General features: G+C 69.0%; 24 protein-coding genes. 21 read left to right on the top strand and 3 right to left on the bottom strand.

Annotation, left to right across the window (positions count from 1 at the left end; all coding sequences use genetic code 11):
* The first annotated feature begins 51 nt into the window (after positions 1-51).
* From metH to BOX17_RS15580, 4 genes are all read left to right on the top strand, one after another.
* The gene (gene metH / locus BOX17_RS15595; protein WP_071946182.1) at positions 52-3753 is read left to right on the top strand and encodes a methionine synthase; all 3702 of its coding nucleotides are present in this window, start codon (positions 52-54) and stop codon (positions 3751-3753) included.
* 64 nt (positions 3754-3817) lie between these two features.
* Positions 3818-5146, top strand: coding sequence for an MATE family efflux transporter (locus BOX17_RS15590; protein ID WP_071946180.1), 1329 nt, complete (start codon positions 3818-3820; stop codon positions 5144-5146).
* A gap of 130 nt (positions 5147-5276) precedes the next feature.
* A complete protein-coding gene (locus BOX17_RS15585; RefSeq protein WP_071946177.1) occupies positions 5277-6929 on the top strand; it encodes a nitrite/sulfite reductase in 1653 nt (550 codons plus the stop codon).
* Positions 6922-7452: a DUF934 domain-containing protein gene (locus BOX17_RS15580; protein WP_071946174.1), complete on the top strand. Its 531-nt coding sequence runs from the start codon at positions 6922-6924 to the stop codon at positions 7450-7452. Before BOX17_RS15585 ends, BOX17_RS15580 begins: the two co-directional genes overlap by 8 nt.
* Before the next feature lie 97 nt (positions 7453-7549).
* On the opposite strand, the gene smrA is transcribed toward BOX17_RS15580, so the two are convergent.
* Positions 7550-8143, bottom strand: a complete 594-nt coding sequence (gene smrA / locus BOX17_RS15575) for a DNA endonuclease SmrA (RefSeq protein WP_071946171.1) — start codon at positions 8141-8143, stop codon at positions 7550-7552.
* Between the two features lie 126 nt (positions 8144-8269).
* Between smrA and BOX17_RS15570 the strand changes: the two genes are divergently transcribed.
* From BOX17_RS15570 to pdxH, 7 genes are all read left to right on the top strand, one after another.
* Complete coding sequence (locus BOX17_RS15570) at positions 8270-8713, top strand: gamma-glutamylcyclotransferase family protein (protein ID WP_071946169.1); 444 nt, start codon at positions 8270-8272, stop codon at positions 8711-8713.
* A 66-nt stretch (positions 8714-8779) separates the two neighbouring features.
* Complete coding sequence (locus BOX17_RS15565) at positions 8780-9127, top strand: arsenate reductase family protein (protein ID WP_071946166.1); 348 nt, start codon at positions 8780-8782, stop codon at positions 9125-9127.
* Between the two features lie 40 nt (positions 9128-9167).
* Entirely contained in the window at positions 9168-9791 is a 624-nt protein-coding gene (gene wrbA, locus BOX17_RS15560; RefSeq protein WP_071946163.1) for an NAD(P)H:quinone oxidoreductase, read from the top strand.
* Entirely contained in the window at positions 9788-10180 is a 393-nt protein-coding gene (locus tag BOX17_RS15555) for a DUF2069 domain-containing protein (RefSeq protein ID WP_071946159.1), read from the top strand. Before wrbA ends, BOX17_RS15555 begins: the two co-directional genes overlap by 4 nt.
* A 51-nt stretch (positions 10181-10231) precedes the next feature.
* Complete coding sequence (locus BOX17_RS15550) at positions 10232-10933, top strand: AzlC family ABC transporter permease (protein ID WP_244272164.1); 702 nt, start codon at positions 10232-10234, stop codon at positions 10931-10933.
* The gene (locus BOX17_RS15545) at positions 10930-11277 is read left to right on the top strand and encodes a branched-chain amino acid transporter permease (protein WP_071946154.1); all 348 of its coding nucleotides are present in this window, start codon (positions 10930-10932) and stop codon (positions 11275-11277) included. Before BOX17_RS15550 ends, BOX17_RS15545 begins: the two co-directional genes overlap by 4 nt.
* A gap of 93 nt (positions 11278-11370) precedes the next feature.
* Positions 11371-12012, top strand: a complete 642-nt coding sequence (pdxH, locus tag BOX17_RS15540; RefSeq protein ID WP_071946152.1) for a pyridoxamine 5'-phosphate oxidase — start codon at positions 11371-11373, stop codon at positions 12010-12012.
* 68 nt (positions 12013-12080) lie between these two features.
* Here the strand turns inward: pdxH and BOX17_RS15535 are convergent, their stop codons facing one another.
* Complete coding sequence (locus tag BOX17_RS15535; protein WP_071946149.1) at positions 12081-14828, bottom strand: bifunctional acetate--CoA ligase family protein/GNAT family N-acetyltransferase; 2748 nt, start codon at positions 14826-14828, stop codon at positions 12081-12083.
* 110 nt (positions 14829-14938) lie between these two features.
* Between BOX17_RS15535 and BOX17_RS15530 the strand changes: the two genes are divergently transcribed.
* Both BOX17_RS15530 and BOX17_RS15525 read left to right on the top strand, forming a co-directional pair.
* Positions 14939-15874, top strand: coding sequence for a histone deacetylase family protein (locus BOX17_RS15530; protein WP_071946146.1), 936 nt, complete (start codon positions 14939-14941; stop codon positions 15872-15874).
* 140 nt (positions 15875-16014) lie between these two features.
* Positions 16015-16650 carry a helix-turn-helix domain-containing protein gene (locus BOX17_RS15525; RefSeq protein WP_071946143.1) on the top strand — a complete coding sequence of 212 codons (636 nt, stop codon included), beginning with the start codon at positions 16015-16017 and terminating at the stop codon, positions 16648-16650.
* A 29-nt stretch (positions 16651-16679) separates the two neighbouring features.
* On the opposite strand, the gene BOX17_RS15520 is transcribed toward BOX17_RS15525, so the two are convergent.
* Positions 16680-17525 (bottom strand): formate dehydrogenase accessory sulfurtransferase FdhD, encoded by an 846-nt coding sequence (locus tag BOX17_RS15520; protein ID WP_071946140.1) that lies wholly within the window; start codon positions 17523-17525, stop codon positions 16680-16682.
* A 95-nt stretch (positions 17526-17620) separates the two neighbouring features.
* Here BOX17_RS15520 and BOX17_RS15515 point away from each other — a divergent pair, with 95 nt between their 5' ends.
* From BOX17_RS15515 to BOX17_RS15480, 8 genes are all read left to right on the top strand, one after another.
* A complete protein-coding gene (locus BOX17_RS15515; protein ID WP_071946137.1) occupies positions 17621-18052 on the top strand; it encodes a DUF3305 domain-containing protein in 432 nt (143 codons plus the stop codon).
* Positions 18049-18603 (top strand): DUF3306 domain-containing protein, encoded by a 555-nt coding sequence (locus tag BOX17_RS15510; RefSeq protein WP_071946135.1) that lies wholly within the window; start codon positions 18049-18051, stop codon positions 18601-18603. The genes BOX17_RS15515 and BOX17_RS15510 overlap by 4 nt, the downstream gene beginning before the upstream one ends.
* Positions 18604-18781: 178 nt before the next feature.
* The gene (locus tag BOX17_RS15505) at positions 18782-20500 is read left to right on the top strand and encodes a 4Fe-4S dicluster domain-containing protein (protein WP_071946132.1); all 1719 of its coding nucleotides are present in this window, start codon (positions 18782-18784) and stop codon (positions 20498-20500) included.
* 5 nt (positions 20501-20505) lie between these two features.
* The gene (locus BOX17_RS15500) at positions 20506-21108 is read left to right on the top strand and encodes a TorD/DmsD family molecular chaperone (RefSeq protein ID WP_244272162.1); all 603 of its coding nucleotides are present in this window, start codon (positions 20506-20508) and stop codon (positions 21106-21108) included.
* A gap of 85 nt (positions 21109-21193) precedes the next feature.
* On the top strand, positions 21194-21397 hold the full coding sequence (locus tag BOX17_RS15495) for a twin-arginine translocation signal domain-containing protein (protein ID WP_071946126.1): 204 nt from the start codon (positions 21194-21196) through the stop codon (positions 21395-21397).
* Between the two features lie 26 nt (positions 21398-21423).
* Positions 21424-24279 (top strand): molybdopterin-dependent oxidoreductase, encoded by a 2856-nt coding sequence (locus BOX17_RS15490; RefSeq protein WP_071946123.1) that lies wholly within the window; start codon positions 21424-21426, stop codon positions 24277-24279.
* A gap of 10 nt (positions 24280-24289) precedes the next feature.
* Positions 24290-24904 carry a formate dehydrogenase FDH3 subunit beta gene (gene fdh3B / locus BOX17_RS15485; protein WP_071946120.1) on the top strand — a complete coding sequence of 205 codons (615 nt, stop codon included), beginning with the start codon at positions 24290-24292 and terminating at the stop codon, positions 24902-24904.
* 12 nt (positions 24905-24916) lie between these two features.
* Positions 24917-25978 (top strand): formate dehydrogenase subunit gamma, encoded by a 1062-nt coding sequence (locus BOX17_RS15480; protein ID WP_071946117.1) that lies wholly within the window; start codon positions 24917-24919, stop codon positions 25976-25978.
* The last annotated feature ends 76 nt before the right edge of the window (positions 25979-26054 follow it).

Below are 26054 nucleotides of genomic sequence, written 5' to 3'. Positions count from 1 at the left end.
GCGCTGCCGGCCGGACCCCTGACGCCTCTTCGCTGGAGATTGACCCGACCCATGGCCGCCGCTCCCACTGCCCTGACCGCCTCGCTCCATGACAGCCTCTCGCGTCGCATCCTGATGCTCGACGGCGGCATGGGTACCATGCTGCAGAATGCCGGGCTGTCCGAGGAGGAGTTCCGCGGCGAGCGCTTCGTCGACTGGCCGAGCGACCTCAAGGGGAACAACGACCTGCTGGCCCTGACCTGCCCGGACCTGGTGACCCGCATCCACCGCCAGTACCTGGAGGCCGGCGCCGACATCGTCGAGACCAACACCTTCAACAGCACCCGCCTCTCCCAGTCCGACTACGGCATGGAGGCGCTGGTGCCAGAGCTCAATCGCGAATCGGCGCGCCTGGCCAGGGCGGTCTGCGATGCCGTGGCCGAGGAGACCGGCGTGCCGCGCTTCGTGGCCGGCGTGCTGGGGCCGACCTCCCGCACCGCCTCGCTCTCGCCCGACGTCAACGACCCGGCCAAGCGCAACGTCACCTTCGACGCCCTGCGCGAGAACTACCTCGAGGCCGCCGAGGCGCTGATCGAGGGCGGGGCCGACCTGATCCTGATCGAGACCATCTTCGATACCCTGAATGCCAAGGCCGCGATCTTCGCCCTCGAGGAGCTCTTCGAGGCACGCGGAGAGCGGTGGCCGGTGATGATCTCCGGCACCATCACCGACGCCTCGGGGCGCACCCTGTCGGGACAGACCACCGAGGCCTTCTGGAACTCGGTGCGCCACGCCCGGCCGCTCTCCATCGGGCTGAACTGCGCGCTGGGCGCCGAGGAGCTTCGCCCCTACATCGAGGAGCTCTCGACCAAGGCCGACACCTTCGTCTCGGCCCACCCCAACGCCGGCCTGCCCAACGAGTTCGGCGAGTACGACCAGACGCCGGACGAGATGGCGAATATCGTCGCCGAGTTCGCCGAGAGCGGCCTGGTCAACATCATCGGCGGCTGCTGCGGCTCTACCCCGGAGCACATTGCGGCGATCCATGCCGCCATCCGGGACCTGCCCCCGCGCCGGGTGCCGGAGCGCTCGCGGGCCTGTCGCCTCTCCGGGCTCGAGCCCTTCAACATCGAGGCCGACTCGCTGTTCGTCAACGTGGGCGAGCGGACCAACGTCACCGGCTCCGCGCGCTTCAAGCGGCTGATCAAGGAGGAGGACTACACCACGGCGCTGGAGGTGGCCCTGGAGCAGGTGGAAAACGGCGCCCAGGTCATCGACATCAACATGGACGAGGGGATGCTCGAGTCCGAGGAGGCGATGGTGCGCTTCCTCAACCTGATCGCCGGCGAGCCCGACATCGCGCGGGTGCCGATCATGATCGACTCCTCCAAGTGGGAGATCATCGAGGCGGGCCTTAAGTGCGTGCAGGGCAAGGCGGTGGTCAACTCCATCTCCATGAAGGAGGGCGAGGACGCCTTCCGCGAGCAGGCCTCGGCCTGCCGGCGCTTCGGCGCCGCGGTGGTGGTGATGGCCTTCGACGAGGCCGGCCAGGCGGACACCTTCGCCCGCAAGACCGAGATCTGCCAGCGGGCCTACCGGATCCTCGTGGACGAGCTGGACTTCCCGCCGGAAGACATCATCTTCGATCCCAACATCTTTGCCATCGCCACGGGCATCGAGGAACACGACAACTACGCCGTGGACTTCATCCAGGCGACGCAGTGGATTCGCGAGCACCTCCCCCATGCCATGGTGTCGGGCGGCGTCTCCAACGTCTCCTTCTCGTTCCGCGGCAACAACCCGGTTCGCGAGGCGATCCACTCGGTGTTCCTCTACCACGCCATCCGCGCGGGGCTGACCATGGGCATCGTCAACGCCGGCCAGCTGGCCGTCTACGACGACCTGCCGGCGGAGCTCCGCGAGGCCGTGGAAGACGTCGTCCTCAACCGCCGCAGCGACTCCACCGAGCGCCTGCTGGAGCTCGCCGACAAGTACAAGGGCGACGGCAGCGGCCCGGCGAAGAAGGAGGATCTCGAGTGGCGTGGCTGGGAGGTCGAGAAGCGCATCGCGCACTCCCTGGTCAAGGGCATCACCGCCTACATCGAGGAGGACACCGAGCAGGCTCGACAGCGTGCCGAGCGCCCCATCGAGGTGATCGAGGGGCCGCTGATGGACGGCATGAACGTGGTCGGCGACCTCTTCGGGGCCGGCAAGATGTTCCTGCCCCAGGTGGTCAAGTCGGCCCGGGTCATGAAACAGGCGGTGGCCTACCTGATCCCCCACATCGAGGCCGAGAAGAGCGCCGAGACGAAGGCCAAGGGCAAGATCGTCATGGCCACGGTCAAGGGCGACGTGCACGACATCGGCAAGAACATCGTCGGCGTCGTCCTGCAGTGCAACAACTACGAGGTCATCGACCTCGGCGTGATGGTGCCGGCCGAGCGGATCCTGCAGACGGCCAGGGACGAGAACGCCGACATCATCGGCCTCTCCGGCCTGATCACCCCGTCGCTTGACGAGATGGTCCACGTGGCCAAGGAGATGCAGCGCCAGGGCTTCACCCTGCCCCTGCTGATCGGCGGCGCCACCACCTCCAAGGCCCACACGGCGGTGAAGATCGAGCCGGGCTACGACCAGCCGGTGATCTACGTCTCGGATGCCTCCCGCGCCGTGGGCGTGGCCGGCAAGCTGCTCTCGCCGGCCCTGAAACCGGCCTACGTCGACGAGATCCGCGCCGAGTACGAGACGGTGCGCGAGCGCAACGCCAGGCGCCGCCCCAAGGCCGCCGACCTCAGCTACGAGGAGGCGCGGCAGCGCAAGCCGGCCATGGACTGGGAGGGCTATACCCCGCCGAGGCCAGCCATCACAGGCCTGGAGGTCTTCGACGACTACGACATCGAGGAGCTGGTCGAGCGCATCGACTGGACGCCCTTCTTCATGAGCTGGCAACTGGCCGGCAAGTACCCGAGGATCCTCGAGGACGACACCGTCGGCGAGGCCGCGCGCCACCTCTTCGCCGATGCCCAGGCGATGCTGCGCAAGCTGATTGACGAGAAGCGGATCCATGCGCGCGGAGTGATCGGCCTGTGGCCGGCCAACAGCGTCGACGACGACGTCATCGAGGTGTACGCCGACGAGTCGCGCCGCGAGGTGATCGAGCGGCTGCACCACATCCGCCAACAGACCACCAAGAACCGGGAGGGCGTCTGCCAGAGCCTGGCCGACTTCATCGCCCCGAAGGAGAGCGGCAAGCCGGACTGGATCGGCGGCTTCGCCGTCACCACCGGCCACGGCGTCGAGGCGCTGGCCGAGCGGTACAAGGCCGCCGGTGACGACTACAACGCCATCCTGGTCCAGTCGCTCACCGACCGCCTGGCCGAGGCCTTCGCCGAGCGCCTGCACGAGCGGGTGCGCAAGGAGTTCTGGGGCTATGTGCCCGACGAGGCCCTGGACAACGACGCCCTGATCGCCGAGAAGTACCAGGGCATCCGGCCAGCGCCCGGCTATCCGGCCTGCCCCGACCACACCGAGAAGGCGACCCTGTTCCGCCTGCTCGAGGCCACCAAGAACGCCGGCCTCGAGCTCACCGAGAACTTCGCCATGTGGCCCGCCGCCGCGGTCGCCGGCTGGTACTTCTCCCACCCCCGGTCGAAGTACTTCTCCACCGGCAAGATCACCCGTGACCAGGTCGAGGCGCTGGCCCGCCGCAAGGGCATGAGCGTCGAGGAGCTCGAGCGCTGGCTCTCGCCTGTGCTCTCCTACGACCCCGCCTGACCCCGCCTGACCCCGTCGGCCCGCTCCGGCGGGCCATGTGATTCCCTCCCTTTCCGGAAGACGGATGCTGCCCGAGCCCAGCCGACGCCAGACGATCCTGCGCCTCTCCCTGCCGATCATCGCGGGCATGCTCACCCAGAGCCTGCTCAACCTGATCGACGCGGCCCTGGTGGGCTCGCTCGGCCAGGTGCCCCTGGCCGGCGTGGGCATCGGCGGCTACGCGATGTTCCTGACCACCGCGGTGGTCTTCGGCCTATCGTCGGGCGTGCAGGCCCAGACGGCGAGGCGCCACGGCGAGCAGGCCTGGGGCCGGCGCGCCCTGCCGCTCAATGCGGGGCTGGCGATCGCGCTGGCCGTGGCCGGCCCGCTGACCCTGCTGTGCCTGTGGCAGGCACCGCGCCTCCTGGCGCTGATCACCCAGGATCCGGCGGTCGGGGCCGTGGCGGTGGAGTACTTCCGCTGGCGGGTGCTGTCGCTGATCCCGGTGGCAATGATCTTCTGCTTCCGCGGCTACTGGAACGGCATCCAGCAGACCGGCCTCTACCTGCGCATCATCCTGGTGATGCATGCCATCAACGTGGTCGCGAGCCTCGGCCTGATCTTCGGGCTGGCCGGGCTGCCGGCCATGGGCGCGGCCGGTGCCGGGGCCGGCACCAGCCTCTCGCTCTTCGCCGGCCTCGCCATCTGGGCCGGGCTCAGCCTGCGCCACGCCACCGGCAGTGGCTTCCTGGCCGAGCGCCCCCGGCGCCACGCCCTGCTGACCACCCTGCGCCTGGCCACACCCCACTCCTTTCAGCAGCTGTGGTTCGCGGCCGGCTATGCCGTACTGTTCTTGATCCTGGGCCGCATCGACACCGCCAGCGTCGCGGTGGGCCACGTGCTGGTGAACCTCTCGCTGCTGCTGATCCTGCCCGGCGTGGGACTCGGCATGGCGGCGATGAGCCTGGTCGGCCAGGCCCTGGGGCGACAGGCCCACGGGGAGGCCCACCGCTGGGGCTGGGACGTGGTGCGGCTGGCCTGGTGCTGCCTGGGCGTCCTGGCCCTGCCGATGCTGCTGTTCCCCGAGGCGGTGCTGCGCCTCTTCCTGCACGACCCCGCCCTGGTCGACCTGGGCCGGCTGCCGCTGCAGCTCACCGCGGTGATGATCGTGCTCGACGCCGCCGCCCTGGTGTTCGCCCAGGCCCTGCTGGGGGCCGGGGCGAACCGCACCGTGATGACCACCACCCTCACCCTGCAATGGCTGGTGTTCCTGCCGCTGGCCTGGTGGGTGGGCGTGGGGCTCGATCAGGGGCTGCTCGGCATCTGGTGGGTCCAGTTGGGCTACCGCTGCCTCAACTCGGCCTGGTTCGTGCTGATCTGGCAGCGGCGACACTGGCAGTCCCTGGCCCTCTGAGCCCGGCGCATCGCGGCTCGTCATTCCATTTTGCATATAAACTATGAATATTTATTCTTTTCTAGAATAACTACGAGCGGGTATCGTGGCGCACAACGTCCATGATTCTCTCGATCCAGGAACGCGCTGCATGTACCGTTACGACTCCCACGACCAGACCCTGGTCGATGAACGCGTCGCCCAGTTTCGCGACCAGATGCGCCGCTATCTCGCCGGTCAGCTCGGCGAAGAGGAGTTCCTGCCGCTGCGCCTGCAGAACGGCCTCTATATCCAGCGCTACGCCCCCATGCTGCGCATCGCCATTCCCTACGGCATGCTGGCGTCCTACCAGCTGCGCAAGCTGGGCGAGATCGCCGCCCGCTACGACCGCGGCTACGGCCACTTCACCACCCGCACCAACCTCCAGCTGAACTGGCCGAAGCTCGAGGACGTGCCGGACATCCTGGCCGACCTTGCCAGCGTGCAGATGCATGCCATCCAGACCAGCGGCAACGACATCCGCAACACCACCACCGACCAGTTCTCGGGCGTGGCCGCCGACGAGGAGGTCGATCCCCGTCCCTGGTGCGAGCTGATCCGCCAGTGGTCGACCTTCCACCCCGAGTTCGCCTTCCTGCCGCGCAAGTTCAAGATCGCCGTGACCGGGGCCGCGGAGGATCGAGCCGCCATCCAGGTCCACGACGTCGGCCTGCGCCTGTGGCGCGACCGCCACGGCGAGGTGCGCGTCAAGGTGCTGGCCGGCGGGGGCCTCGGTCGCACGCCGATGATCGGCGAGGTGGTGCGCGAGGACCTGCCCTGGCAGCACCTGCTGACCTACCTGGAAGCGCTGGTGCGGGTCTACAACCAGTTCGGCCGCCGCGACAACAAGTTCAAGGCCCGCATCAAGATCCTGGTCAAGGCGCTGGGCGTCGACGAGTTCCGCCGCCGCGTCGAGGAGGAGTGGGCCCACCTCAAGGATGGCCCCCAGACCCTGAACGACGAGGCCCTGGCGGCCGTGGCCGGCCACTTCGTCGAGCCGCCGCGCCGCGAGGTCGCGAACGACGCCATCGAGGCCTTCGAGCGGCTGCGCGGGGAAAACCGGGCCTTCGCCCGCTTCGTCACCAACAACGTCACCGGTCACAAGGTGCCCGGCTACAAGGCGGTGACCCTCTCGCTGAAGCGCCGCGAGCACTCGCCGGGCGATGTCACCTCGGAGCAGATGGCCGCGGTGGCGGACCTGGCGGACGAGTTCGGCCACGGCGAGCTGCGGGTCACCCACGAGCAGAACCTGGTGCTCACCGACGTGCCGGTGGACCGGATCGAGGCACTCTGGCAGCGGCTGGAGGCCCTCGGCATGGCCAACCCCACTGTGGGCACCCTGGCCGACCTGATCTGCTGCCCCGGCGGCGACTACTGCGGCCTGGCCAACGCCAAGTCGATCCCGGTCGCCCACGCCATCCAGGAGCGCTTCGAGGACCTCGACTTCCTCTACGACCTGGGCCCCCTGGAGCTCAACATCTCCGGCTGCATGAACGCCTGCGGCCACCACCACGTCGGCAACATCGGCATCCTCGGCGTCGACAAGAAGGGCGAGGAGTACTACCAGATCTCGCTGGGCGGCAGCCAGGGCAACGGCACCTCGCTCGGCAAGATCCTCGGCCCCTCCTTCTTCCGCGAGGACGTCCCGAGCGTGATCGACAAGCTGCTGCAGGTCTACGTCGGCAACCGCCAGCCCGACGAGACCTTCCTCGACACCTATCGCCGCATCGGCCTCAAACCCTTCAAGGAGCGTGTCTATGCCTGAGCAGACCGTCACCCGCCCGCTGATCGTCGACCGCCGCCCGGCAGAGGCCGACTGGACTCGCCATGACGGGGACACCGCCCCGGCCGAGGGCCCGGCCCTGGTCCGCCTGGATGTCTGGCGGGATGCCGGACGCCGCACCGACCTGGCGCCCTGGCTGCCCAGCGACACCGAGCTCACGCCGGAGCTCGCCGCCGAGCTCCAGCAGGCGCCGCTGGTGGGCATCGACTTCCCGAAGTTCACCGACGGCCGCGGCTACAGCATCGCGCGGCTGCTGCGCGAGCGCTATGGCTACCGGGGCCAGATCCGCGCCCTCGGCGACGTGCTGGTCGACCAGCTGTTCTACCTGTCGCGCTGCGGTGTCGATGCCTTCTCGCTGCGCGAGGACCAGAACGTCGAGGACGCCCTGAACGCCCTGACGACCTTCAGCCGCGGCTACCAGCCGGGGACCGACGATCCGGAACCGCTGTTCCGTCGTCGCCTGAGGGAACTGGCGGGCCGCACCCGGGAGCCCGCCCTGGCCTGACACAAGGGCCTGACGCAGGTGCCTCTCCGCCCTTACATACACCGCCGGCCCTCGGGCCGGCGGTGTCGTCTGTCATCGTTTGGAAGCGGGACGGCGATCAGCCACGGCGCTTCTGCTGGCGCTCCCGGTTGTTGGATCTCGCCCGCTCACTCTTGCGCAGCATCACCCAGGTGGCGCCCAGGCCACCATCTGCCTGGCCCGCCGAGACGAAGGCCTGGACCTCGTCGAAGGCCATCAGCCACTTCGCGAGGCAGGAGCGCAGCACGTTCGGCGGGCTGTCGATCTCGCGTCCCCGGCCGTGGATCACCAACACCGAACGCAGGTCGTGGGCGTAGGCCTCGCGGATGAAGGGGGGCAGCAGCCGGCGGCACTCCTCCAGCGGCCGCCGCAGCAGGTGGAGGCTGGCCTGGACCGGGTAGCCCCCGTGGCGCAGGCGATCCACCACGGCCGTCTGGATGCCGTCCCGGTGGTAGGAGAGCGGATCGAAGGGTGGAACCAGGTCGACGAAGTCGTTGGAGAGGATGTCGCCTCCCGGCGTCTCGGCCGCCGCACTCTCCCGTCGGGCCAGCTGGGCCTCGCTGGGCGCGCGTCGGGCGCCGCCGGGGTCGGCCCGGTTGCCGGCTTGTCGCAGGGGGCGCACGTCCCCCATCAGTGCCCGGAAATCCTCTTCGTGGCGATTTGGCTGGCTCATGGGGGACCTCCAGGACGTCAAGGGGAGGCTCCATCGTAGCAGAGCCTCCCCGGCGGCTTAAGCCGTCGCCACGATCATGGCAGGATGGTCCTCTGCCCATCATTCCGCCCATCAGAAGGAGGCGCCTTGCGACTGCGCACGCCGCTGGCCACCCTGGCCATCGCCTCGCCGCTCGCCCTGGCCGGCTGGCTGTGGCTGACCATGCTCAGCCCCTGGACCTATGACCGCCCCGCCCACCTGGCACCGATCCAGGAAGGCCCCCATCGGGTCTTCGTCTACGGCACCCTGACCCATGCCCCGGTCCGCTGGCTGGTCTACGGTCGCGCCGGCGATCCCCAACGGGCGGTACTGGAGGGCTTCCGGCGCACCGGCCTCGACCTCGCGCCGGCGCCTGCCGGGCGCGTGGAGGGACTGCTGCTGAGGGTCGACGCCCGCGAGCTGTCCCGCCTCGATCGCTACGAGCGCCTGGGGATCCGCTACGAACGGGTGCGCGTGGAGCTGCGCGACGGTCGCACGGCCTGGGTCTACCGGCGACTCCCGGCCGCGGATGCCACGGAGGCGGAGCAGTGAAGCGGTTGTGGCCCGGTGGAGCCCCCTTCTACAATGGCGCCACCCATCAGGAACCAGGGAGTCTCCATGGCCGGCATCACCCTCTACCACAATCCCCGCTGCTCCAAGTCACGCGAGGCCCTGGCCCTGCTCGAGGAGGCCGGCGCCAAGGTGCGTGTGCGCCGCTACCTGGACGAGCCCCTCGACGCCGCCGAGCTCGAGGCACTGATCCAGCGCCTCGAAGGCGACCTACCCACCCTGGTGCGCCGAAACGAGACCGAGTGGAAGCAGCGCGGGGCCGATGCCGACGACCCCCGTCAGGTCGTCGAGGCCCTCCTCGCCCACCCGAGGATCCTGCAGCGCCCCATTGCCGACGATGGCCGTCGCGCCATCATCGGCCGCCCCCCCGAGGCGATCCGGGCGCTGCTCGACTGACCCTCGCCCGCCCGATTCCCCAGGTCACCCAGGAACCCCCATGACCGACAACCGCCCCTATGTGCTGATCCTCTTCTATTCCCGCCATGGCGCCACCCGCGCCATGGCCGAGCGCCTCGCCGCCGGCGTGGAGGCGTGCCCGGGCATCGAGGCGCGCCTGCGCACGGTGCCGCCGGTCTCGACCACCTGCGAGGCGGTCGACCCCGAGATCCCTGACGAGGGCGCGGTCTACGCCACCCTCGACGACCTGCGCCACTGCGCCGGCCTGGCCATCGGCAGCCCGACCCGCTTCGGAAACATGGCCGCCCCCCTCAAGTACTTCATCGACGGCACCAGCGAGCTGTGGCTGGGCGGCGCCCTGATCGACAAGCCGGCCACCGCCTTCACCTCCACGTCGAGCCTCCACGGCGGCCAGGAGACTACCCTGGTGTCGATGCTGCTGCCGCTGCTGCACCACGGCATGGTGTATGCCGGCCTGCCCTACAGCGAGATCGAACTGATGGAGACTACCGCCGGCGGCACGCCCTATGGCGCCACTCACCTGGCCGGCAAGCGCAGCGACCGGCCGCTGGACGAGCACGAGCGCCGGCTGGCGTTCGCCCAGGGCAAGCGTCTCGCGCGACTCGCCCTGGCCCTTGCGGCCTCGCGCCGGGAGGCCAAATGAGACAGTGGCTGGAGGGACTGGAAGCCCGCAAGGGACTCGATCACCTGACCGATGCGTCGCGGCGGCTGGTGCTGGCCAGCTACGGCCTGCTGGTGGCGATGATGGTCTACCGCGGCGCGATCGTCAGCACCGACGGCAACCCCCTGGTGCCGCTGGTGGCCTTCGTGCTGCCGCTGGTGCTCTTCCTGCCGTCGATCCTCGTGCGTCGCCCGCGGGGCCACGCCTGGCTGGCCTTCGTCAGCCTGCTCTACTTCACCCAGGGCGTGATGGTGGCCACCCTGCCCGGCCAGGGCCTGCGCGGCAGCACAGAGGCGCTGGTCTCCCTGGCGCTGTTCACCGGCTGCATGGGCTACGCCCGCTTCCGCAGCCGCCAGCTGCGGGCCGACTAGCCAGGACGAGGACACCTGTCCGTGTCCACGATGACGACAAGGAGGTCCACATTGCCCACGCGCCACGCCTGGCATGAAGCCGGCGTCACGACCCTGCCGGTGATGTTCGGCTACCTGCCGCTGGGGGCGGCCTTCGGCATCCTGGCCATCGAGGTGGGCATCCCCGCCTGGGGCGCCGTGCTGATGTCGCTGGTGATCTATGCCGGGGCCGGGCAGTTCCTGGCCGTGGCGCTGCTCGCCGCCGGGGCCGGCCTGGTGGAGGTGGCCGTGGCCACCCTGATGCTGAACTCCCGTCACCTCTTCTACGCCCTCTCCCTGCTCAAGCGCTTCCAGGGCGCCGGCTGGCGCAAGCCCTACCTCGTCTTCGCCCTCACCGACGAGACCTACTCGCTGCTGACCACCCACAGCGGGGAACGCGGCCTGGACCACGCCCAGGCCTTTCGCATCAGCCTGCTCGACCAGCTCTGGTGGGTCCTGGGCACCGTGGCGGGCGTGCTCATCGGCACCACCCTGGCGTTCGACAGCCGCGGCATCGAGTTCGCCCTGACGGCCCTGTTCATCGTGCTGACGCTGGAGCAGGTCCGGCGGCTGCGCCAGTGGCTGCCCTTCGCGATCGCCCTGGTCACCGGCCTGGGCGCCGTCCTGCTGCTGCCGGACCGTCACCTGCTGCTGGGCGCCATCGGGGCGGCGAGCCTGGTGCTGCTGGCCGACTATCGCCGCCGCCAGGATCCCCCGGAGGACGATCCCGCATGACCACCGTCGAGCTGCTCGTCTACATCGCCGTCTGCGCCGTGGCGACCTTCGCCACCCGGGTGCTGCCCTTCGTGGCCCTGGCGCGCCAGGCGGAACATCCGCTGATCCTCCACCTGGGCCGCTACCTGCCGCCGGCGGTCATGATGATCCTGGTCATCTACGCGCTGCGCGATTTCCGACCCCTGGCAGACGGCCGGCTGAATGTCGCCCCCGACGGCTGGCCGGTGGTGATCGCCTCGCTGGTGGTCGTGGGGCTGCACCTGTGGCGACGCCATGCCCTGCTCTCCATCGTCGGCGGCACCGGCGCCTACATGGCGATGGTGCAGCTGGGCGTGACGCCATAAGCTTAGGGGAAAATATCCGCCGTCCCGGCCTCAAGGGGTATTGAGCTCGACACGGCGAGCGGCGACCATGGCACAAATGCCAAGGAGAGAGTCATGACACGCAACATTGCCGACATTCGGCGCGACTACGAGGGCGGCCAGCTGGACGAGTCGGCCACGCCCGACGACCCCTTGTCACTGTTCGACGAGTGGCTGGCGCTGGCGCTGGAGACCGAGGGGGACGACGGCAACGCCATGACCCTGGCCACCGCCGACAGCCAGGGGCGGCCCCATGCCCGGATCGTGCTGCTCAAGGGCATCGACGACAGGGGCATGATGTTCTTCACCAACTACCACAGCCACAAGGGCAGCGAGCTGGCCAACGTGCCCCATGCCGCCCTGGTCTTCTGGTGGCCCGGGCTCTCCCGGCAGGTCCGCGTCGAGGGACGCGTGGAGCAGGTCAGCCCGGGCGAATCGGACAGCTACTTCGCGAGCCGCCCCCGGGGCAGCCAGTTGGGCGCCTGGGTCGCCACCCAGAGCGTGGTGATCCCGGACCGCACCTGGCTCGCGGAGCGGGAGCAGCGCTTCCAGCATGCCTACGAGGGGCAGGACATCCCCCGGCCGATCCACTGGGGCGGCTATCGCGTGATCCCCGACATGATCGAGTTCTGGCAGGGCCAGCCGAGCCGGCTCCACGACCGCATCCGCTACGAGCGTCGCGACGGCGGCTGGTACCGCTTCCGCCTGGCGCCCTGACGCCGCCCTCCTCCTCGGGCAATGACGGCCCTCGCCACCAGCGAGGGCCGTCGTCGTCTGGGGGGCGTTCAGTCCGGCTGGCTCTCCAGGCGATGCCGCTGCCACTCGCTCTCCGGCTCGTTGAGCCGCAGCACGGCATCCACCACCTGCTCCTCCAGGTTGTAGTGCAGGCGGAAGCCAAGATGCTTCATCAGGGCGCGCATCGGGTGGTTGTCGACCATGACCTTGCCGATCATCTCCAGGGTGCCGACGCTGCGGCAGTAGCGGATCATCTTCTCCATGAGCAGGCTGCCGATGCCCAGCCCCTGGAGGTCGTCCCGGATGATGACCGAGAACTCGGTGCGGATGTTGTCGGGATCGTTCCAGACCCGCACCACGCCGAGCATCTCCTTGGCGCCGTTCTCGCCGCGATGCTCGGCGATGAAGGCCATCTGCCGGTCGTAGTTGATGTGCGAGAGGATCGACAGGTCCCGCTGGGTGAGGTCGGCCTTGTTGTGGAAGTAGCGGTAGCGGATGCTCTCCTCGGAGAGCTGCTCGTGGAAGCTGGTGATCAGCGGCGCATCCTCGGCGCGGATCGGCCGCACCTCGACCTCCCAGCCGTTCTTGAGCGTCACCCACTCCCGCAACTCCTCGGGATAGGGCATGATCGCGAAGCGCGCCGGGGCGCCGAGGTCCATGGCGAAGTCCACGGCCAGCAGGCCATCGCGATTCAGCACCAGCGGGTTGAGCTCCAGCCCGCGTAGCTGGGAGAGGTCGCTGGCCATCTGGGAGAGCTTCACCAGCAGCTCGCAGAGTCGCTCCAGGTCGCGCTCGGGGTGGCTGGAGTGCTCGCGGATCAGCCGGGCGGCATGGGTGCGCCCCACCACGTCCGCGGCCAGGCTCATGTTGAGGGGCGGCAGCGTCACCTGGCGGTCGGCCAGGATGTTGACCTTGTAGCCGCCGATGCCGAAGACGATCACCGGGCCGAACACCGGGTCCCGTGTGATGCCGGCGCACAGCTGCATGGAGTGCTTGCCCCGCTGCATGGCCTGCAGGCAGTACTCGCGAACCGCGAAGTCCGGGAACTTCTCCTTCACCTTGTCGCCCAGGCGAACCACGGCCTCGGCGACCTGCTCCGGGCTCGCCAAGTCCTGCAGCAGGCCGGCGGAGATCTTGTGAGGGTGCTGCCGGTAGCGGAAGGGACGGCAGTTGCCCTCGTGCACCACCTTGAGCGCCATGGGGCCGTCGAAGTCCGCCGCGGCCTCGGCCGCCTCCTCGGGCGTCGTCGGATAGCGGCTGGGCGCCGCCGGGATCCCGTAGGCCTCGAGCACCTGGGCCGTCTCGGAGTGCGACAGGGTCTCGCGCCCCGCTTCCTTCGCCTCCTCGATCAGCGACCGGCATCGCCGGCGGATGTCCGCGGTGGTGGTAAAGGGCAGGCTTGGCGGGGTCTCCTGGAGCAGCGCCTGCACGCGCTGGTAGTTCACCATGTGCATGAAGGCCTTCACCGCCTTCTCCGGCGAGGTGTAGGTGGGAATGCCCGCCAGGTTGCTCTCGTTGCGCGCCGACAGGGCCTCCTCGAGCCCCATCCAGCTGGTCAGGAGGTTGCGCCGGAACCGCTTGCGGGCGGCGATGATCGCCTGGGCGGTGGCCTTGGACGGCGCCAGTCGCGTCGGGGCATGGACCACCAGCACGGCATCGACGTTGCGGTCGGCCGCCACGATCTCCAGGGCCTCCACGAGCCGTTCCGGGGTGGCATTGCCGCCCAGGTCCACCGGGTTCTCGCCGGGCTTGCTCATGTCGAAGTCGTCGCGGAACAGGGCCTCTCGGGTCTCCTCGCCGAAGCTGGCCAGCCGGCCGCCGGCGCTGATCAGCTTGTCGATGGCCAGCATCGCCGGCCCCAGGCCGTTGGAGACGATGGCCAGCCGGTCGCCCTTCAGGGGCTTCATGCGCGACAGCGTCTCCAGGGCATCGAAGAGCTCGTCCGAGTCGTCGACCCGCACCACGCCGGCCCGGGCGAAGGCCGCGTCGAAGATCTGGTCGCGATTGGCCACGCCGGGGGTCGGTGGCAGGCCGGAGATGTCGGACTCGGTGGTGCGCCCGCTCTTGATGGCCAGCACCAGGCGGTTGCGCGAGGCGTCGCGCAGCGCGGTCATGAAGTGCTGGGCATCCATGATGCGCTCGAGGTGCAGGAGGATCGCCTGGGTCGGCGAGAACTGGTTGATGTAGTCCATCAGGTCGGGCAGCAGCACGTCGACGCTGTCCCCCACCGTGAGCAGGTGGGAGAAGCCGATCCCCCGCCCGGCGGCCCAGTCGATCATGGCGTTGCCGAGCATCCCTGACTGGCCCAGGTAGGCCACGCGACCGGCCTTCACCGGCTGGCTGGCGTAGGAGACGTTGAGCTGGCGTCCGGGCACGATCAGGCCCATGCACTCGGGACCGAGCACGCGGATGCCCGAGGCCCGGGCCGCGCTGAGCATGCGGCTGCGGATCGAGCCCCTGTCGCCGCGATCGTCGTCGAGGTGCGCCCCGCCGGACAGCACCAGCGCCGCCCTGACGCCGAAGCGGCCGAGCCGCTCGATCAGCCCGGGCACCGTCTCCACCGGCGAGCAGATCACCGCGAGGTCCGGCACCTCGGGCAGGTGCTTGACCCGGGTGACGCAGGGAGCCTCGAACACCGTGTCGTAGCCCTTGGGGTTGACCGCCCAGACGCTGCCCCGGAAGCCGCCCTCGCGGAGGTTGCGGATCACCAGGCCGCCCATGGAGTAGGGCTTCTCGGAGGCCCCGATCACGGCGATGGTGCCGGGCTCGAAGAAGTGGCGCAGAAAGCGGGTGCTCAAGCCAGGTCCTCCCTGATGGGGTCACACCCCATATTGAGTTCGACTTATGGACACTGTCCCGCGGGCGGGCATCACGATTAAGGTGACTTCAGCCTACCCGGAGCCAGCGCATGATTACCGCCTACATTACGCACCCCGACTGCCAGTTGCATCACATGGGCCCCGAACACCCCGAGAGCCCCCTGCGCCTGGACGCCATCCGCGCCAGGCTGATGCGCGCCGGCATCCTGCAGATGACCATGCAGTCGGAGGCCAAGGCAGCGACCGAGGAGCAGCTGGCCAGGGTGCACCCGCTGCGCCACCTTCGCGCCCTGGACAAGTGCGTGCCGGAACACGGCCTGGTCACCCTGGACAGCGACACCATGATGAACCCCGATAGCCTCAGGGCGGCGAAGGTGGCGGCCGGGGCGGTGGTGCGGGGCGTCGACCAGGTGTTCCGTCGCCAGGCGGACAATGTCTTCTGCGCCGTTCGCCCGCCCGGTCACCATGCCGAGGCCACCGACGCCATGGGCTTCTGCTTCTACAACAACGTCGCCGTGGGCGCCGCCCACGCCAAGGCGGCATACGGGGCGCGCCGGGTCGCCATCCTCGACTTCGACGTGCACCAGTGCAACGGCACCATCGACATCTTCAAGGACGACCCCGAGGTGCTGGTCTGCACCAGCTTCCAGTTTCCCTTCTATCCCTGGCGCTACCTGCGCAGCGAATGGAACAACGTGGTCAATACCCCCCTGCACGTCGGCACCGACAGCGCCGCCTTCCGCCAGGCCATCGAGGACGACTGGCTGCCCGCCCTGCACGCCTTCAAGCCCGAGATCGTGCTGGTCTCGGCGGGCTTCGACGCCCACCGTGAGGACCCCATGGCCGAGCTCTGCCTGGAGGACGAGGACTACCACTGGATCACCCACATGGCGCTGGAGATCGCGGAACTCTACGCCGACGGGCGGCTGGTATCGGTGCTGGAGGGGGGCTACGACCTGAATTCCCTGGGGCGCAGCGCGGAGGCACACCTCAAGGCCCTGCTCGGACTGCCGTACGGCGACTGAGGCGCCATGTTTCCCGCCAGCCGGAAACATGGCGGCGATCGCGGACGGCGACGGGGTGCCTGGGGAGGCGACAGGAGCGGCGTCGCCTAGGGCAAGTGTGGTACGCTTCGGGAAATCTCGTTTCCGATAGTGAACAGTGCATGTCCGCCACCACCGATCAGGGCGCCGCCCTGCGCATCGCTTCCGGCCGCAAGCCCTTCGTCGAACCCCTGCGCCTGGGAGAACGCCTGAAGGAGATCCGCCTGGCCAACCAGTGGACCCTGGAGGACGTCAGCCAGCGCACCGGCCTCGCCCGCTCCACCCTCTCCAAGATCGAGAACGACCAGATCTCGCCGACCTTCACGGCGGTGCAGAAGCTGATCAACGGCCTGGACATCGACCTGCCCCAGCTGCTCTCGCCGCCCAGGGTCAAGACCCGCACCATGGGACGCCGCGACCTCACCCGCCGCGGCGACGGCGAGCGCCACCCGACGCCGACCTACGAGCATGAGCTGCTCAGCTGCGAACTCGCCCAGAAGCGCATGATCCCCTTCAAAACCATCGTGCGGGCCCGCGACTTCGAGGAGTTCAGCGAATGGGTGCGCCACGATGGCGAGGAGTTCCTGATGGTGCTCGACGGCGCCATCCGGCTCTACACCGAGTACTACGAGCCGCTGACCCTGGCCAGCGGCGACAGCATCTACTTCGACAGCGCCATGGGCCACGCCCTGGTGTCCGTCAGCGAGGACGACGCCACCGTGCTGTCGGTCTGCACCCGGGGCGACGGCACGGCCTGAGTCAGGTCCCCAGGGTCACCTACCGTGCCTCACGCCCGGGCCCGGTCTCCCGGGCGGCGCGCCGGCACGGCATCGAGCTCGAGCCGACCGTCGCCATGGATGGCCTGGAAGTGTCGCCCCTTGGCCCGGGCGATCAGCAGGACGCCGAAGCGCTCGGCCAGCTCCACCCCCTTCTGTGTCACGCCCGAACGTGACACCAGCACGCCGATGCCCATCTGGGCCACCTTGAGCACCATCTCCGAGGTGAGTCGCCCGGTGGTATAGAAAATGTCGGCATCATGGCTGTCCGCCTCGGCAAGCCACTGGCGCCCCGCCAGGGTATCCACGGCATTGTGCCGCCCCACGTCCTCGACGAAGTCCAGCACCGTCTCCTGGCGGCACAGCGCGCAGCCATGCACGGCACCGGCGCTGCGGTAGGTCTCGTTGTACGCCCCCAGGTTGTCCAGCAGCCGGTAGAGCACCGACTGGCGCATCACCGTGGCCGGCAGCGGGTTGAGGGCGGTCGAGTCCAGCAGCCGGCCGAAGACCGTGCCCTGGCCGCAGCCGGTGGTCACGGTCCGCTGGCCCAGGCGCTCTTCCAGATCCTCCGGCAGGCGACGGGTCACCACCGCGGCCGCCTCGACCTCCCAGTCCACGTGGACCGCCAGCAGGTCCCGGGCCTCGCCCAGCAGCCCCTGGTTGCGCAGGTACCCCACCACCAGCGCCTCCGGGTCGGCGCCGAGGGTCATCAGGGTGACGATCTCGCGCTTGTTCAGGTAGACGGTCAGGGCGCGTTCCGCGGCGATCGCCTGTCGCCTGGCCTCACCGAACTCGTCGAGCACCTCGATCTCGAGGGTGGCAGGCAGGCGCGCCCGACTCAGGCTGATGTCATGCATCCACGGCTCCTGGACAGATCGTTGACGGTCGATGATGGCATTGTCCATCGGCGGTGTCTTTACTGGGGAAGAGACAAATCCGGAGAGACTCACCCATGGCGTCGATCAGCAGCCATCGCCCCCTCAGCTTCGAGGTCGCAGGCGAACCGCTCGTCATCAAGGGCTTCCCCACGACCCGCTGGCGCGTCGTGGACCTCGCCCCCGGAGAGGCGGGCCCCTGGACACTGGACCTTCAACTCTACATGACCGAGCGCGCGGCCTACCGGTTCAACCTGACGAGCCGTACCCCGCGACTCTTCATCCGGGCCGGCGAGGCCGGCGCGACCCCGCGTCCCGATGCCATCACCGCCAGCCAGGAGGTCGCCGCCGGCTGGCTCGATGGCGAGCATCGGGTGCTGGAGGTCGGCATGCCGCTCGCGATACAGGCCTGGCTCGAGGCCTATCTCGCCCAGCATGGCGAGGCCCCGGATGAGGGCCGCAAGAAGAAGCGCAAGGGTGCCGGGCGCGCCCGGGAGCTCCAGGCATGAGCCGACTGGATCGCTGGTCGCGCCTCAAGCGGGGCGAGTCGCTCGAGGCGCCGCCCTCCCCGGAGACCTCCCGGCACGCCGAGGCCGAGCGGGAGCCCACGGAACTCGACGCTCGCCACATCGACGACGCGGCGTCGAGCCCACCGGAACCCGGCAGCCTCGACCATACCCTTCCCGACCCCGACACCCTGCCCCCCGGCAGCGACATCAAGGCCTACATGGCCTCCGGCGTCAGTGCCGGGCTGCGCAAGCGGGCCCTGCGTCGGCTCTTCGCGGCGAACCACTACGGGATACGCGATGGGCTCGACGACTACGACGACGACTACCGGGAAAGGCTGAAGCCCCTGGCCAATGAAGTGGCCGAGCGACTGCGCCAATGGACCCGCCGTCAGGTCGAGGACGACGACGAGAGGACGGAAGAGGCGCCGTCGGACGCCGTGGCCGCCCGGGAGCACGACGCCGGCGAGCTGGCCCCGGACGCGCCCGAACGGACCTCGGACACCGACACCGCCGAGGCAGCCGGGACGCGGTCCACGGAACGCCCGGGCTGACCATCGCGGCGCGGGGCCGATGTGACGGTCCCGCCCATTGGACCGGCCTATCATGGCGATATATTAGCTCTATGTATTAGACCAAGGCAGCGTTTGCGCGCGCCGCGGATTCGACCAAAACTTATCGATTAGCACCTGAACAAATGTCCCAACGCATGCAACCTGAACGCGAGACTGAATGAGCCAGCGAATCGATGTCACGTCGGTGGATGACGACCGCAACCGGCAGGCCAGGGAGGCCGCGCGCCGACGCGTCTCATGGCCGGTCAACTTGAGCCCGGCCCGTGTGACCTACCAGAGCGACGGCCATGCCCTGATCCTGGGCAACGAGCACGATGCACGCCTGGCCGCCCGGGTCCTGCAGGACCGGGGCCTTGCCCCGCCGGCCCTGCTCATCACCGACCCGCTGGACGGCGACCAGGGCGGCGACGACAAGGAAAGCCAGGCCCTGCTGTCCGACACCGCCGGGCTCGCCTGCCAGGCGCTGTCGCGCGCCCAGGCACGATCGCTCTCCATCGAGGGCTATCTGGGTCGCTTCTCGGTCAGCCTGCCGGACGACGAGGGGTCGCTGGACCTGGCCCGGGCCCTCGGAGAACGCGCTCACTTCGACCTGATCCTCGACCTCGGCGCCACCCCCACCCTCGCGCTGGAGCTTCCCCCGCCCGGCTATGTCGCCCTGTCCTGGCACGCCGCGGATCGCGACGAGCGCATCGAGGCGCTGGCCGCCCTGGTGGGCGAATTCGACAAGCCGAGATACTTCCAGATCGACCATGACATCTGCGCCCACGCCGGCAGCGGCAACACCGGCTGTACCCGCTGCCTGGAGGTCTGCCCGGCCGATGCCGTCGCGAGCCACCAGGGCCGCATCGAGTCATGGATCGAGATCGACCCCTTTCGCTGCCACGGCGTGGGCAGCTGCAGCAGCGCTTGCCCCACGGGCGCCATCCAGTTCCGCCTGCCGGAGACCGCCCGCCAGCAGGACACCCTGGTGGCCTGGCTGGCGGCCTACCGCGACGCCGGCGGCACGGCGCCGGTGGTCCGCTTCGCCGAGGCGGACGACCTGAACGCCGAAGGCGAGGCGGCCGGCCACGTCCTCGATGTCCCGCTCGAGGAGCTGGGCGCCGCGGGGCATGATCAGTGGCTGACCGCCCTGGCCGCCGGGGCCGCCGAGGTGCGCATCCAGTGCCGCGCCGGCATGCCCGACCGCCTGTCGGCCTTCATCGATGACCAGCTCGCCCAGGCCCGGGCCCTGCTCCAGGCCCTCGGCCACTCACCGGAGCGCATCGGGCGTCTGTCGTCGGGTGACGAGGCGGCCCGCGATGCCCTGCCCCTCGAGCCATCCCTGGCGAGCGCGCCCCCGGTGCTCGAGGGCGATGGCAAGCGCGACCGCCTCAACGTGGTGCTGGCGCATCTGGCGGGGCTGGGAGAACCCGACGGTCGTCGCCACCGCATGCCGGCCGGCGCCGCCTACGGCGACATCGCGGTGAATCGCGATGCCTGCACCCTCTGCATGGCCTGCGTCTCCAACTGCCCCACGCCGGCCCTGGCCGCCGGTGAGGACACGCCCCTGCTGAGCTTCCGCGAGGCCGACTGCGTGCAGTGCGGCCTGTGCGCCGAGGCCTGCCCGGAGGAGGCGATCACCCTGGTGCCCGGCTTCCTGGCCGACGCGACGCGCCACGAGCGGCAGGTCCGCCACGAAGAGGAAGCCTTCGCGTGCACCCAGTGCGGCAAGCCCTTCGCCACCGTGAGCACCGTCAGGGCCATCAAGGCCAAGCTGGCCGACCACCCCTATTTCGCCGGCAATGCGATCGCCCGTCTGGAGATGTGCGAGGACTGCCGCGTCAGGGACGTCTGGCAGGACATGGCCCGCGACCCCGAATCGCAGCTGAAGGTATGACCGCCATGAACGAGTTGAACGAGAGCGATTCGCTGCGGGCCGATGTCTACCGGCTGCTGGCCAGGCTGCTGCGCGAGCCCCCCGACGCCTCGCTGCTGGACTGGCTGGCCGGGCTCGAGGTCGAGCAGGACGGCACCCTGCTCGCCGAGCGCTGGGCCTCGCTGGTCGACGCGGCGGGCGAGGCCTCGGTAGAGGACCTGGAGAGGGCCCATTTCCAGCACCTGGTCGGGGTGGTTCAGGGTGATATCACGCCCTATGCCTCCTGGTACCGCAACGGCGAACTGATGGACGCGGCCCTGGTGGCCCTGCGCCGCGACCTCAAGGCCCTGGGCTTCCGGCGCGCCGAGCACAGCCGGGACCCCGAGGATCACCTCGCCGCCCTGGGAGAAGTGATGGCGATGCTGATCGAGGGCCGTTCGCCGGAGGAGGCGCGCTTCTTCATGACACACCTCGCTCCCTGGGCCACGGACTGCCTGGCAGACCTCGGCCGGGTCGAGACCCCCTTTCATGCCCGCCTGGGCCGACTCGGCCAGGCCTTCATGGAACAGGAATACCGCCGCCTGGAGGCGGAGGCACAGCAGGACCCGGTTCGGATCGTCGAACCCTGACGCCTCCCGGGGCAGTCGGATGGCACCACCACAACAACAATGCCCAGCACGGGCCAGACACAGCATGAGACGAGGAGATATCCCCATGCCCAACACACGCAACCCGGAACGCCGGCGCTTCCTCAAGACCCTTGGCGTCGGGACCGCCGCGGCCGGGGCGGCAGCCGCGGTCGGCCATGTCACCCTGGCCCAGGCCGAGGCCAAGCCCGAGGCCCGGGAGGCCGAGCCCTCTCGCGAGTACCGGGAAACGCCCCACATCCGTGCCTTCTACGCCACCCTGCGTGACTGACGGCCCCGAGCCAGGAGAGCGATGCCATGCGCCTGACACCTAAATCCGACACTCCGAGGCCCGGCGGGCTGGGCATTTCCCGCCGCCAGTTCCTCAAGCGCAGCGGGGCTACCACCGGCGGCCTGGCCGCCGCCGGCTTCATGGGCGCGCCCATGATGCAACGCGCCGAGGCCGCCGAGAAGACCGCCTGGTCCGATGCCCCGGTGGAAACAAAACGCACCGTCTGTTCCCACTGCTCGGTGGGCTGCGGCGTCTATGCCGAGGTCCAGGAAGGCGTGTGGACCAAGCAGGAACCGGCCTTCGACCACCCCATCAATCGCGGCGCCCACTGCGCCAAGGGGGCCTCCCTTCGCCAGCATGGCCACTCCAGCCGTCGCCTCAAGTACCCCATGAAGCTGGTCGGGGGGCAGTGGCAACGCCTGAGCTGGGAGGACGCCATCGAGGAGATCGGTGACAAGGTACTGTCGCTGACCGAACAGCACGGTCCCGACAGCATCTACTGGCTCGGCTCGGCCAAGTTCAACAACGAGCAGGCCTACCTGATGCGCAAGTTCGCCGCCCTGGCCGGCACCAACAACACCGACCACCAGGCGCGAATCTGCCACTCCACCACCGTGGCCGGGGTGGCCAACACCTGGGGTTACGGGGCGATGACCAACTCGCTCAACGACATCCAGAACAGCAAGTCGATCATGTTCATCGGGTCGAACCCCAGCGAGGCGCACCCGGTGGCCATGCAGCACATCCTGCTGGCCAAGGAGCGCAGCCAGGCGCAGATCATCGTCGTCGACCCCCGCTTCACCCGCACCGCCGCCAAGGCCGACAGCTACGTGAGGATCCGTCCCGGGTCCGACGTGGCCTTCATCTGGGGCCTGCTGTGGCACATCTTCGAGAACGGCTGGGAGGACAGCCAGTACATCGAGGAGCGGGTCTATGCCATGGACCAGGTGCGTGCCGAGGTCGCCGCCTACTCGCCCGACGTGGTGGAGAACATCACCGGCGTGCCGGAAGACGCGATGCGCGACACCGCGCGGCGCCTGGCCGAGAACCGTCCGGGCTGCGTGGTGTGGTGCATGGGTGGCACCCAGCACACCACCGGCAACAACAACACCCGGGCCTACTGCATCCTCGAGTTGGCGCTGGGCAACATCGGCACCTCCGGCGGTGGCGCGAACATCTTCCGCGGCCACGACAACGTCCAGGGGGCCACCGACCTGGGCCTGATGTCCCACTCCCTGCCGGGCTACTACGGGCTGTCGGAAGGCGCCTGGAAGCACTGGGCGCGCGTCTGGGACCTCGACTACGAGTGGCTCAAGGGGCGCTTCGACCAGGGCGACTACGTCGACGGGAAGCCGATGTATTCCAGCGGCATCACGGTGTCCCGCTGGATCGACGGCGTCCTCGAGCAGGAGGAGGACATCTCCCAGCGGACGCGCCTCAAGGCGATGTTCTACTGGGGCCATGCGGTCAACTCCCAGACGCGCGGTCCCGAGATGCAGAAGGCCATGCAGCAGCTCGAGATGATGGTCATCGTGGACCCCTACCCCACCGTGGCGGGCGTCATGCACGATCGCCAGGACGGCGTCTACCTGCTGCCGGCGGCCACCCAGTTCGAGACTTACGGCAGCGTCACCGCCACCAACCGCTCCATCCAGTGGCGCGACAAGGTGATCGACCCGCTGTTCGAGTCCAAGCCCGACCACGAGATCATGTACCTGCTGTCGCGCAAGCTCGGCTTCGCTGACCAGCTGTTCAAGAACGTCCAGGTCAACGGCACCGAGCCGCTGATCGAGGACCTCACCCGGGAGTTCAACGCCGGCATGTGGACCGTGGGGTACACGGGCCAGAGTCCCGAGCGCCTGAAGGAGCACCAGCAGAACTGGCACACCTTCAGCTTCCGTGACCTCAAGGCCGAGGGCGGGCCCGCCGACGGCGACTACTACGGCCTGCCCTGGCCCTGCTGGGGTACCGCCGAGATGGGCCACCCCGGCACGCCGATCCTCTACGACACCAGCAAGAAGGTCTCCGAGGGCGGCCTGACCTTCCGCGCGCGCTTCGGCATCGAGCGCGACGGCGAGAACCTGCTGGCCGACGGTTCGTTCAGCGCAGGCTCCGAGCTCGAGGACGGCTACCCCGAGTTCACCGACGCCATGCTCAAGGACCTCGGCTGGTGGGACGACCTGACCGACGCGGAGAAGGCCGAGGCGGAAGGCAAGAACTGGAAGACCGACCTCTCCGGCGGCATCCAGCGCGTGGCGATCGCCCACGAGTGCGCCCCCTTCGGCAATGCCAAGGCGCGCTGCAACGTCTGGACCTTCCCGGACCCCATCCCCAAGCACCGCGAACCGCTCTACACCAGCCGGCGTGACCTGGTGAAGGAGTACCCGACCTGGGATGACGTGGCCTCCCACTACCGCCTGCCTACCCTCTACAAGACCATCCAGGAGAAGGACGTCACCGGGGAGTACCCGATCATCCTCACCTCTGGACGCCTGGTGGAGTATGAGGGCGGCGGCGAGGAGACACGCTCCATGTCCTGGCTGGCCGAGCTGCAGCAGGAGATGTTCGTCGAGATCAATCCGGCACTGGCGAACGACCTGGCCATCACCGAGGGCGACATGGTGTGGGTCGAGGGCGCCGAGGGCGGCCGTGTCAAGGTCAAGGCCCTGGTCACCCCGCGGGTGGCCCCCGAGGTGGTGTTCATGCCCTTCCACTTCGGCGGCATGTTCCAGGGCGAGAGCCTGCATGACCGTTACCCGGAAGGTACGGCTCCGTATGTGCTCGGCGAGGCGGCCAACACCGCCACCACCTACGGCTATGACTCGGTGACCCAGATGCAGGAAACCAAGTGCACCCTGTGTCGCATCGAGAAGGCAAGCTGAGGAGAACAACATGGCCACGATGAAGTTCATGTGCGACGCGGAGCGCTGCATCGAGTGCAACGGCTGCGTCACAGCCTGCAAGAACGCCAACGAGGTGGAATGGGGTGTCCAGCGCCGCCGCGTGGTAACGCTCAACGATGGCGAACCCAGCGAGGTCTCCATCTCGGTGGCCTGCATGCACTGCGACGATGCGCCCTGCATCGCCGTCTGCCCCACCGAGACCCTCTACCAGCGCGATGACGGCATCGTGCTGCACGACAAGGACCTGTGTATCGGCTGCGGCTACTGCCTCTATGCCTGCCCCTTCGGTGCGCCTCAGTTCCCGAAGCAGAACGCCTTCGGCGAGCGCGGCAAGATGGACAAGTGCACCTTCTGCGCCGGCGGGCCGGCGGAAACCAGGGAGGAGGAGTACCAGAAATACGGCGCCAACCGCATCGCCGAGGGCAAGCTGCCGCTGTGTGCCGAGATGTGCTCGACCAAGGCGCTGCTGGCCGGGGATGCCCAGGAGGTGGCCGACATCTTCCGGCAGCGTGTCGTCCAGCGCGGGCACAAGGACGGCGCCTGGTCGGGTAACCCCAGGGCCGACGCCGACTCCCTGGCCTATGACGCCACCCAGCAGGGGTAAGGAGGCGATGCCATGAGCATATCGACGATGCGTGCAGGCCCCTGTCGGCTGCTGCTGATGCTGCTGGTCCTGCTGGCGAGCCTGGTGCTGGCCCAGACGGCGCTGGCGCAGCAGGCCGACCCCAGCAGGGAGGCCGCCTTTGCCGTCCCGGCGGTCGATGCCGACCTCTGGCGACAGGTGAAGGGAGGCGAGACGGGGCCCAACTACCGGGACTCGCGAGCCGACAGCACCTACAACCTGGTCAACGAGAGCGGCGAGACCTGGCGCCAGATCCGCGATCGCTGGGTCTCCCCGTTTGGCCTGATCGCCGTGCTGGGGATGATCGCGGTGATCGCGCTGTTCTACCTGGTGGTGGGGCGGAAGAAGCTCGACGAGCCCCGTACCGGCCGCAAGCTGCTGCGCTGGTCGCTGGTGGTCAGGTCGCTGCACTGGACGGTGGCGACCCTGTTCATCCTGCTGGCCCTCACCGGCCTCAACCTCTCCTATGGCAAGTCGGTGTTCCGTCCGCTGTTCGGCGACGGCCTCTGGGCATCGATGATGTCGGGGACCAAGCTGATCCACAACTACCTGGGTCCGCTGTTCGGCATCCTCCTGGTGGTCCTGCTGCTGCGCCTGCTCAGCCAGAACATGCCGAAGGCGCACGACCTGCAGTGGTTCGCCAAGGGCGGTGGCCTGGTCGGCAAGGGGCATCCCGACGCGGGGTTCGCCAACGGTGGCGAGAAGGTCTGGTACTGGCTGCTGGCCACCGCCGGCCTCGCCGTGATCGTGAGCGGGTTCGTGCTGGACTTCCCCAACTACGGGCAGGCACGCGACACCATGCAGTGGGCCAGCATCATCCACGCCGTGGGTGCCCTGGGGCTGACCGCCGTGGCCCTGGGCCACATCTATATCGGCACCATCGGCACCGAGGGGTCGCTGGAGGGCATGACCACCGGCTATGTGGACGAGACCTGGGCCAAGGAGCATCACAACCTCTGGTACGAGGAGGTCAAGGACCAGGCGATTCCCGAGGAGCAACTGGCCGCCGGCCAGCAGGCTTCTCAGGGCGACGAGCCGGCCCCCCGTTCCGGGTGACCATGGGCAGAAACGGACCCGTCGACACCGCCTACGGGCGGTGTCTTTTTGTTAAGCTGACCCGACCGACAGGACA

This window comes from Halomonas aestuarii (genome assembly GCF_001886615.1).
Taxonomy (GTDB): Bacteria; Pseudomonadota; Gammaproteobacteria; order Pseudomonadales; family Halomonadaceae; genus Halomonas; species Halomonas aestuarii.
Note: the sequence above shows the minus strand (reverse complement) of the source record. Positions and strands in the feature narration are given on the sequence as shown.

What these genes read in the sequence shown, in the direction of transcription:
- metH (WP_071946182.1), top strand. Translation starts at nt 52, where the DNA reads ATGGCCGCCGCTCCCACTGCCCTGACCGCCTCGCTCCATGACAGCCTC.
- BOX17_RS15590 (WP_071946180.1), top strand. Translation starts at nt 3,818, where the DNA reads ATGCTGCCCGAGCCCAGCCGACGCCAGACGATCCTGCGCCTCTCCCTG.
- BOX17_RS15585 (WP_071946177.1), top strand. Translation starts at nt 5,277, where the DNA reads ATGTACCGTTACGACTCCCACGACCAGACCCTGGTCGATGAACGCGTC.
- BOX17_RS15580 (WP_071946174.1), top strand. Translation starts at nt 6,922, where the DNA reads ATGCCTGAGCAGACCGTCACCCGCCCGCTGATCGTCGACCGCCGCCCG.
- smrA (WP_071946171.1), bottom strand. Translation starts at nt 8,143, where the DNA reads ATGAGCCAGCCAAATCGCCACGAAGAGGATTTCCGGGCACTGATGGGG.
- BOX17_RS15565 (WP_071946166.1), top strand. Translation starts at nt 8,780, where the DNA reads ATGGCCGGCATCACCCTCTACCACAATCCCCGCTGCTCCAAGTCACGC.
- wrbA (WP_071946163.1), top strand. Translation starts at nt 9,168, where the DNA reads ATGACCGACAACCGCCCCTATGTGCTGATCCTCTTCTATTCCCGCCAT.
- BOX17_RS15555 (WP_071946159.1), top strand. Translation starts at nt 9,788, where the DNA reads ATGAGACAGTGGCTGGAGGGACTGGAAGCCCGCAAGGGACTCGATCAC.
- BOX17_RS15545 (WP_071946154.1), top strand. Translation starts at nt 10,930, where the DNA reads ATGACCACCGTCGAGCTGCTCGTCTACATCGCCGTCTGCGCCGTGGCG.
- pdxH (WP_071946152.1), top strand. Translation starts at nt 11,371, where the DNA reads ATGACACGCAACATTGCCGACATTCGGCGCGACTACGAGGGCGGCCAG.
- BOX17_RS15530 (WP_071946146.1), top strand. Translation starts at nt 14,939, where the DNA reads ATGATTACCGCCTACATTACGCACCCCGACTGCCAGTTGCATCACATG.
- BOX17_RS15525 (WP_071946143.1), top strand. Translation starts at nt 16,015, where the DNA reads ATGTCCGCCACCACCGATCAGGGCGCCGCCCTGCGCATCGCTTCCGGC.
- BOX17_RS15520 (WP_071946140.1), bottom strand. Translation starts at nt 17,525, where the DNA reads ATGCATGACATCAGCCTGAGTCGGGCGCGCCTGCCTGCCACCCTCGAG.
- BOX17_RS15515 (WP_071946137.1), top strand. Translation starts at nt 17,621, where the DNA reads ATGGCGTCGATCAGCAGCCATCGCCCCCTCAGCTTCGAGGTCGCAGGC.
- BOX17_RS15510 (WP_071946135.1), top strand. Translation starts at nt 18,049, where the DNA reads ATGAGCCGACTGGATCGCTGGTCGCGCCTCAAGCGGGGCGAGTCGCTC.
- BOX17_RS15505 (WP_071946132.1), top strand. Translation starts at nt 18,782, where the DNA reads ATGAGCCAGCGAATCGATGTCACGTCGGTGGATGACGACCGCAACCGG.
- BOX17_RS15500 (WP_244272162.1), top strand. Translation starts at nt 20,506, where the DNA reads ATGAACGAGTTGAACGAGAGCGATTCGCTGCGGGCCGATGTCTACCGG.
- BOX17_RS15495 (WP_071946126.1), top strand. Translation starts at nt 21,194, where the DNA reads ATGCCCAACACACGCAACCCGGAACGCCGGCGCTTCCTCAAGACCCTT.
- BOX17_RS15490 (WP_071946123.1), top strand. Translation starts at nt 21,424, where the DNA reads ATGCGCCTGACACCTAAATCCGACACTCCGAGGCCCGGCGGGCTGGGC.
- fdh3B (WP_071946120.1), top strand. Translation starts at nt 24,290, where the DNA reads ATGGCCACGATGAAGTTCATGTGCGACGCGGAGCGCTGCATCGAGTGC.
- BOX17_RS15480 (WP_071946117.1), top strand. Translation starts at nt 24,917, where the DNA reads ATGAGCATATCGACGATGCGTGCAGGCCCCTGTCGGCTGCTGCTGATG.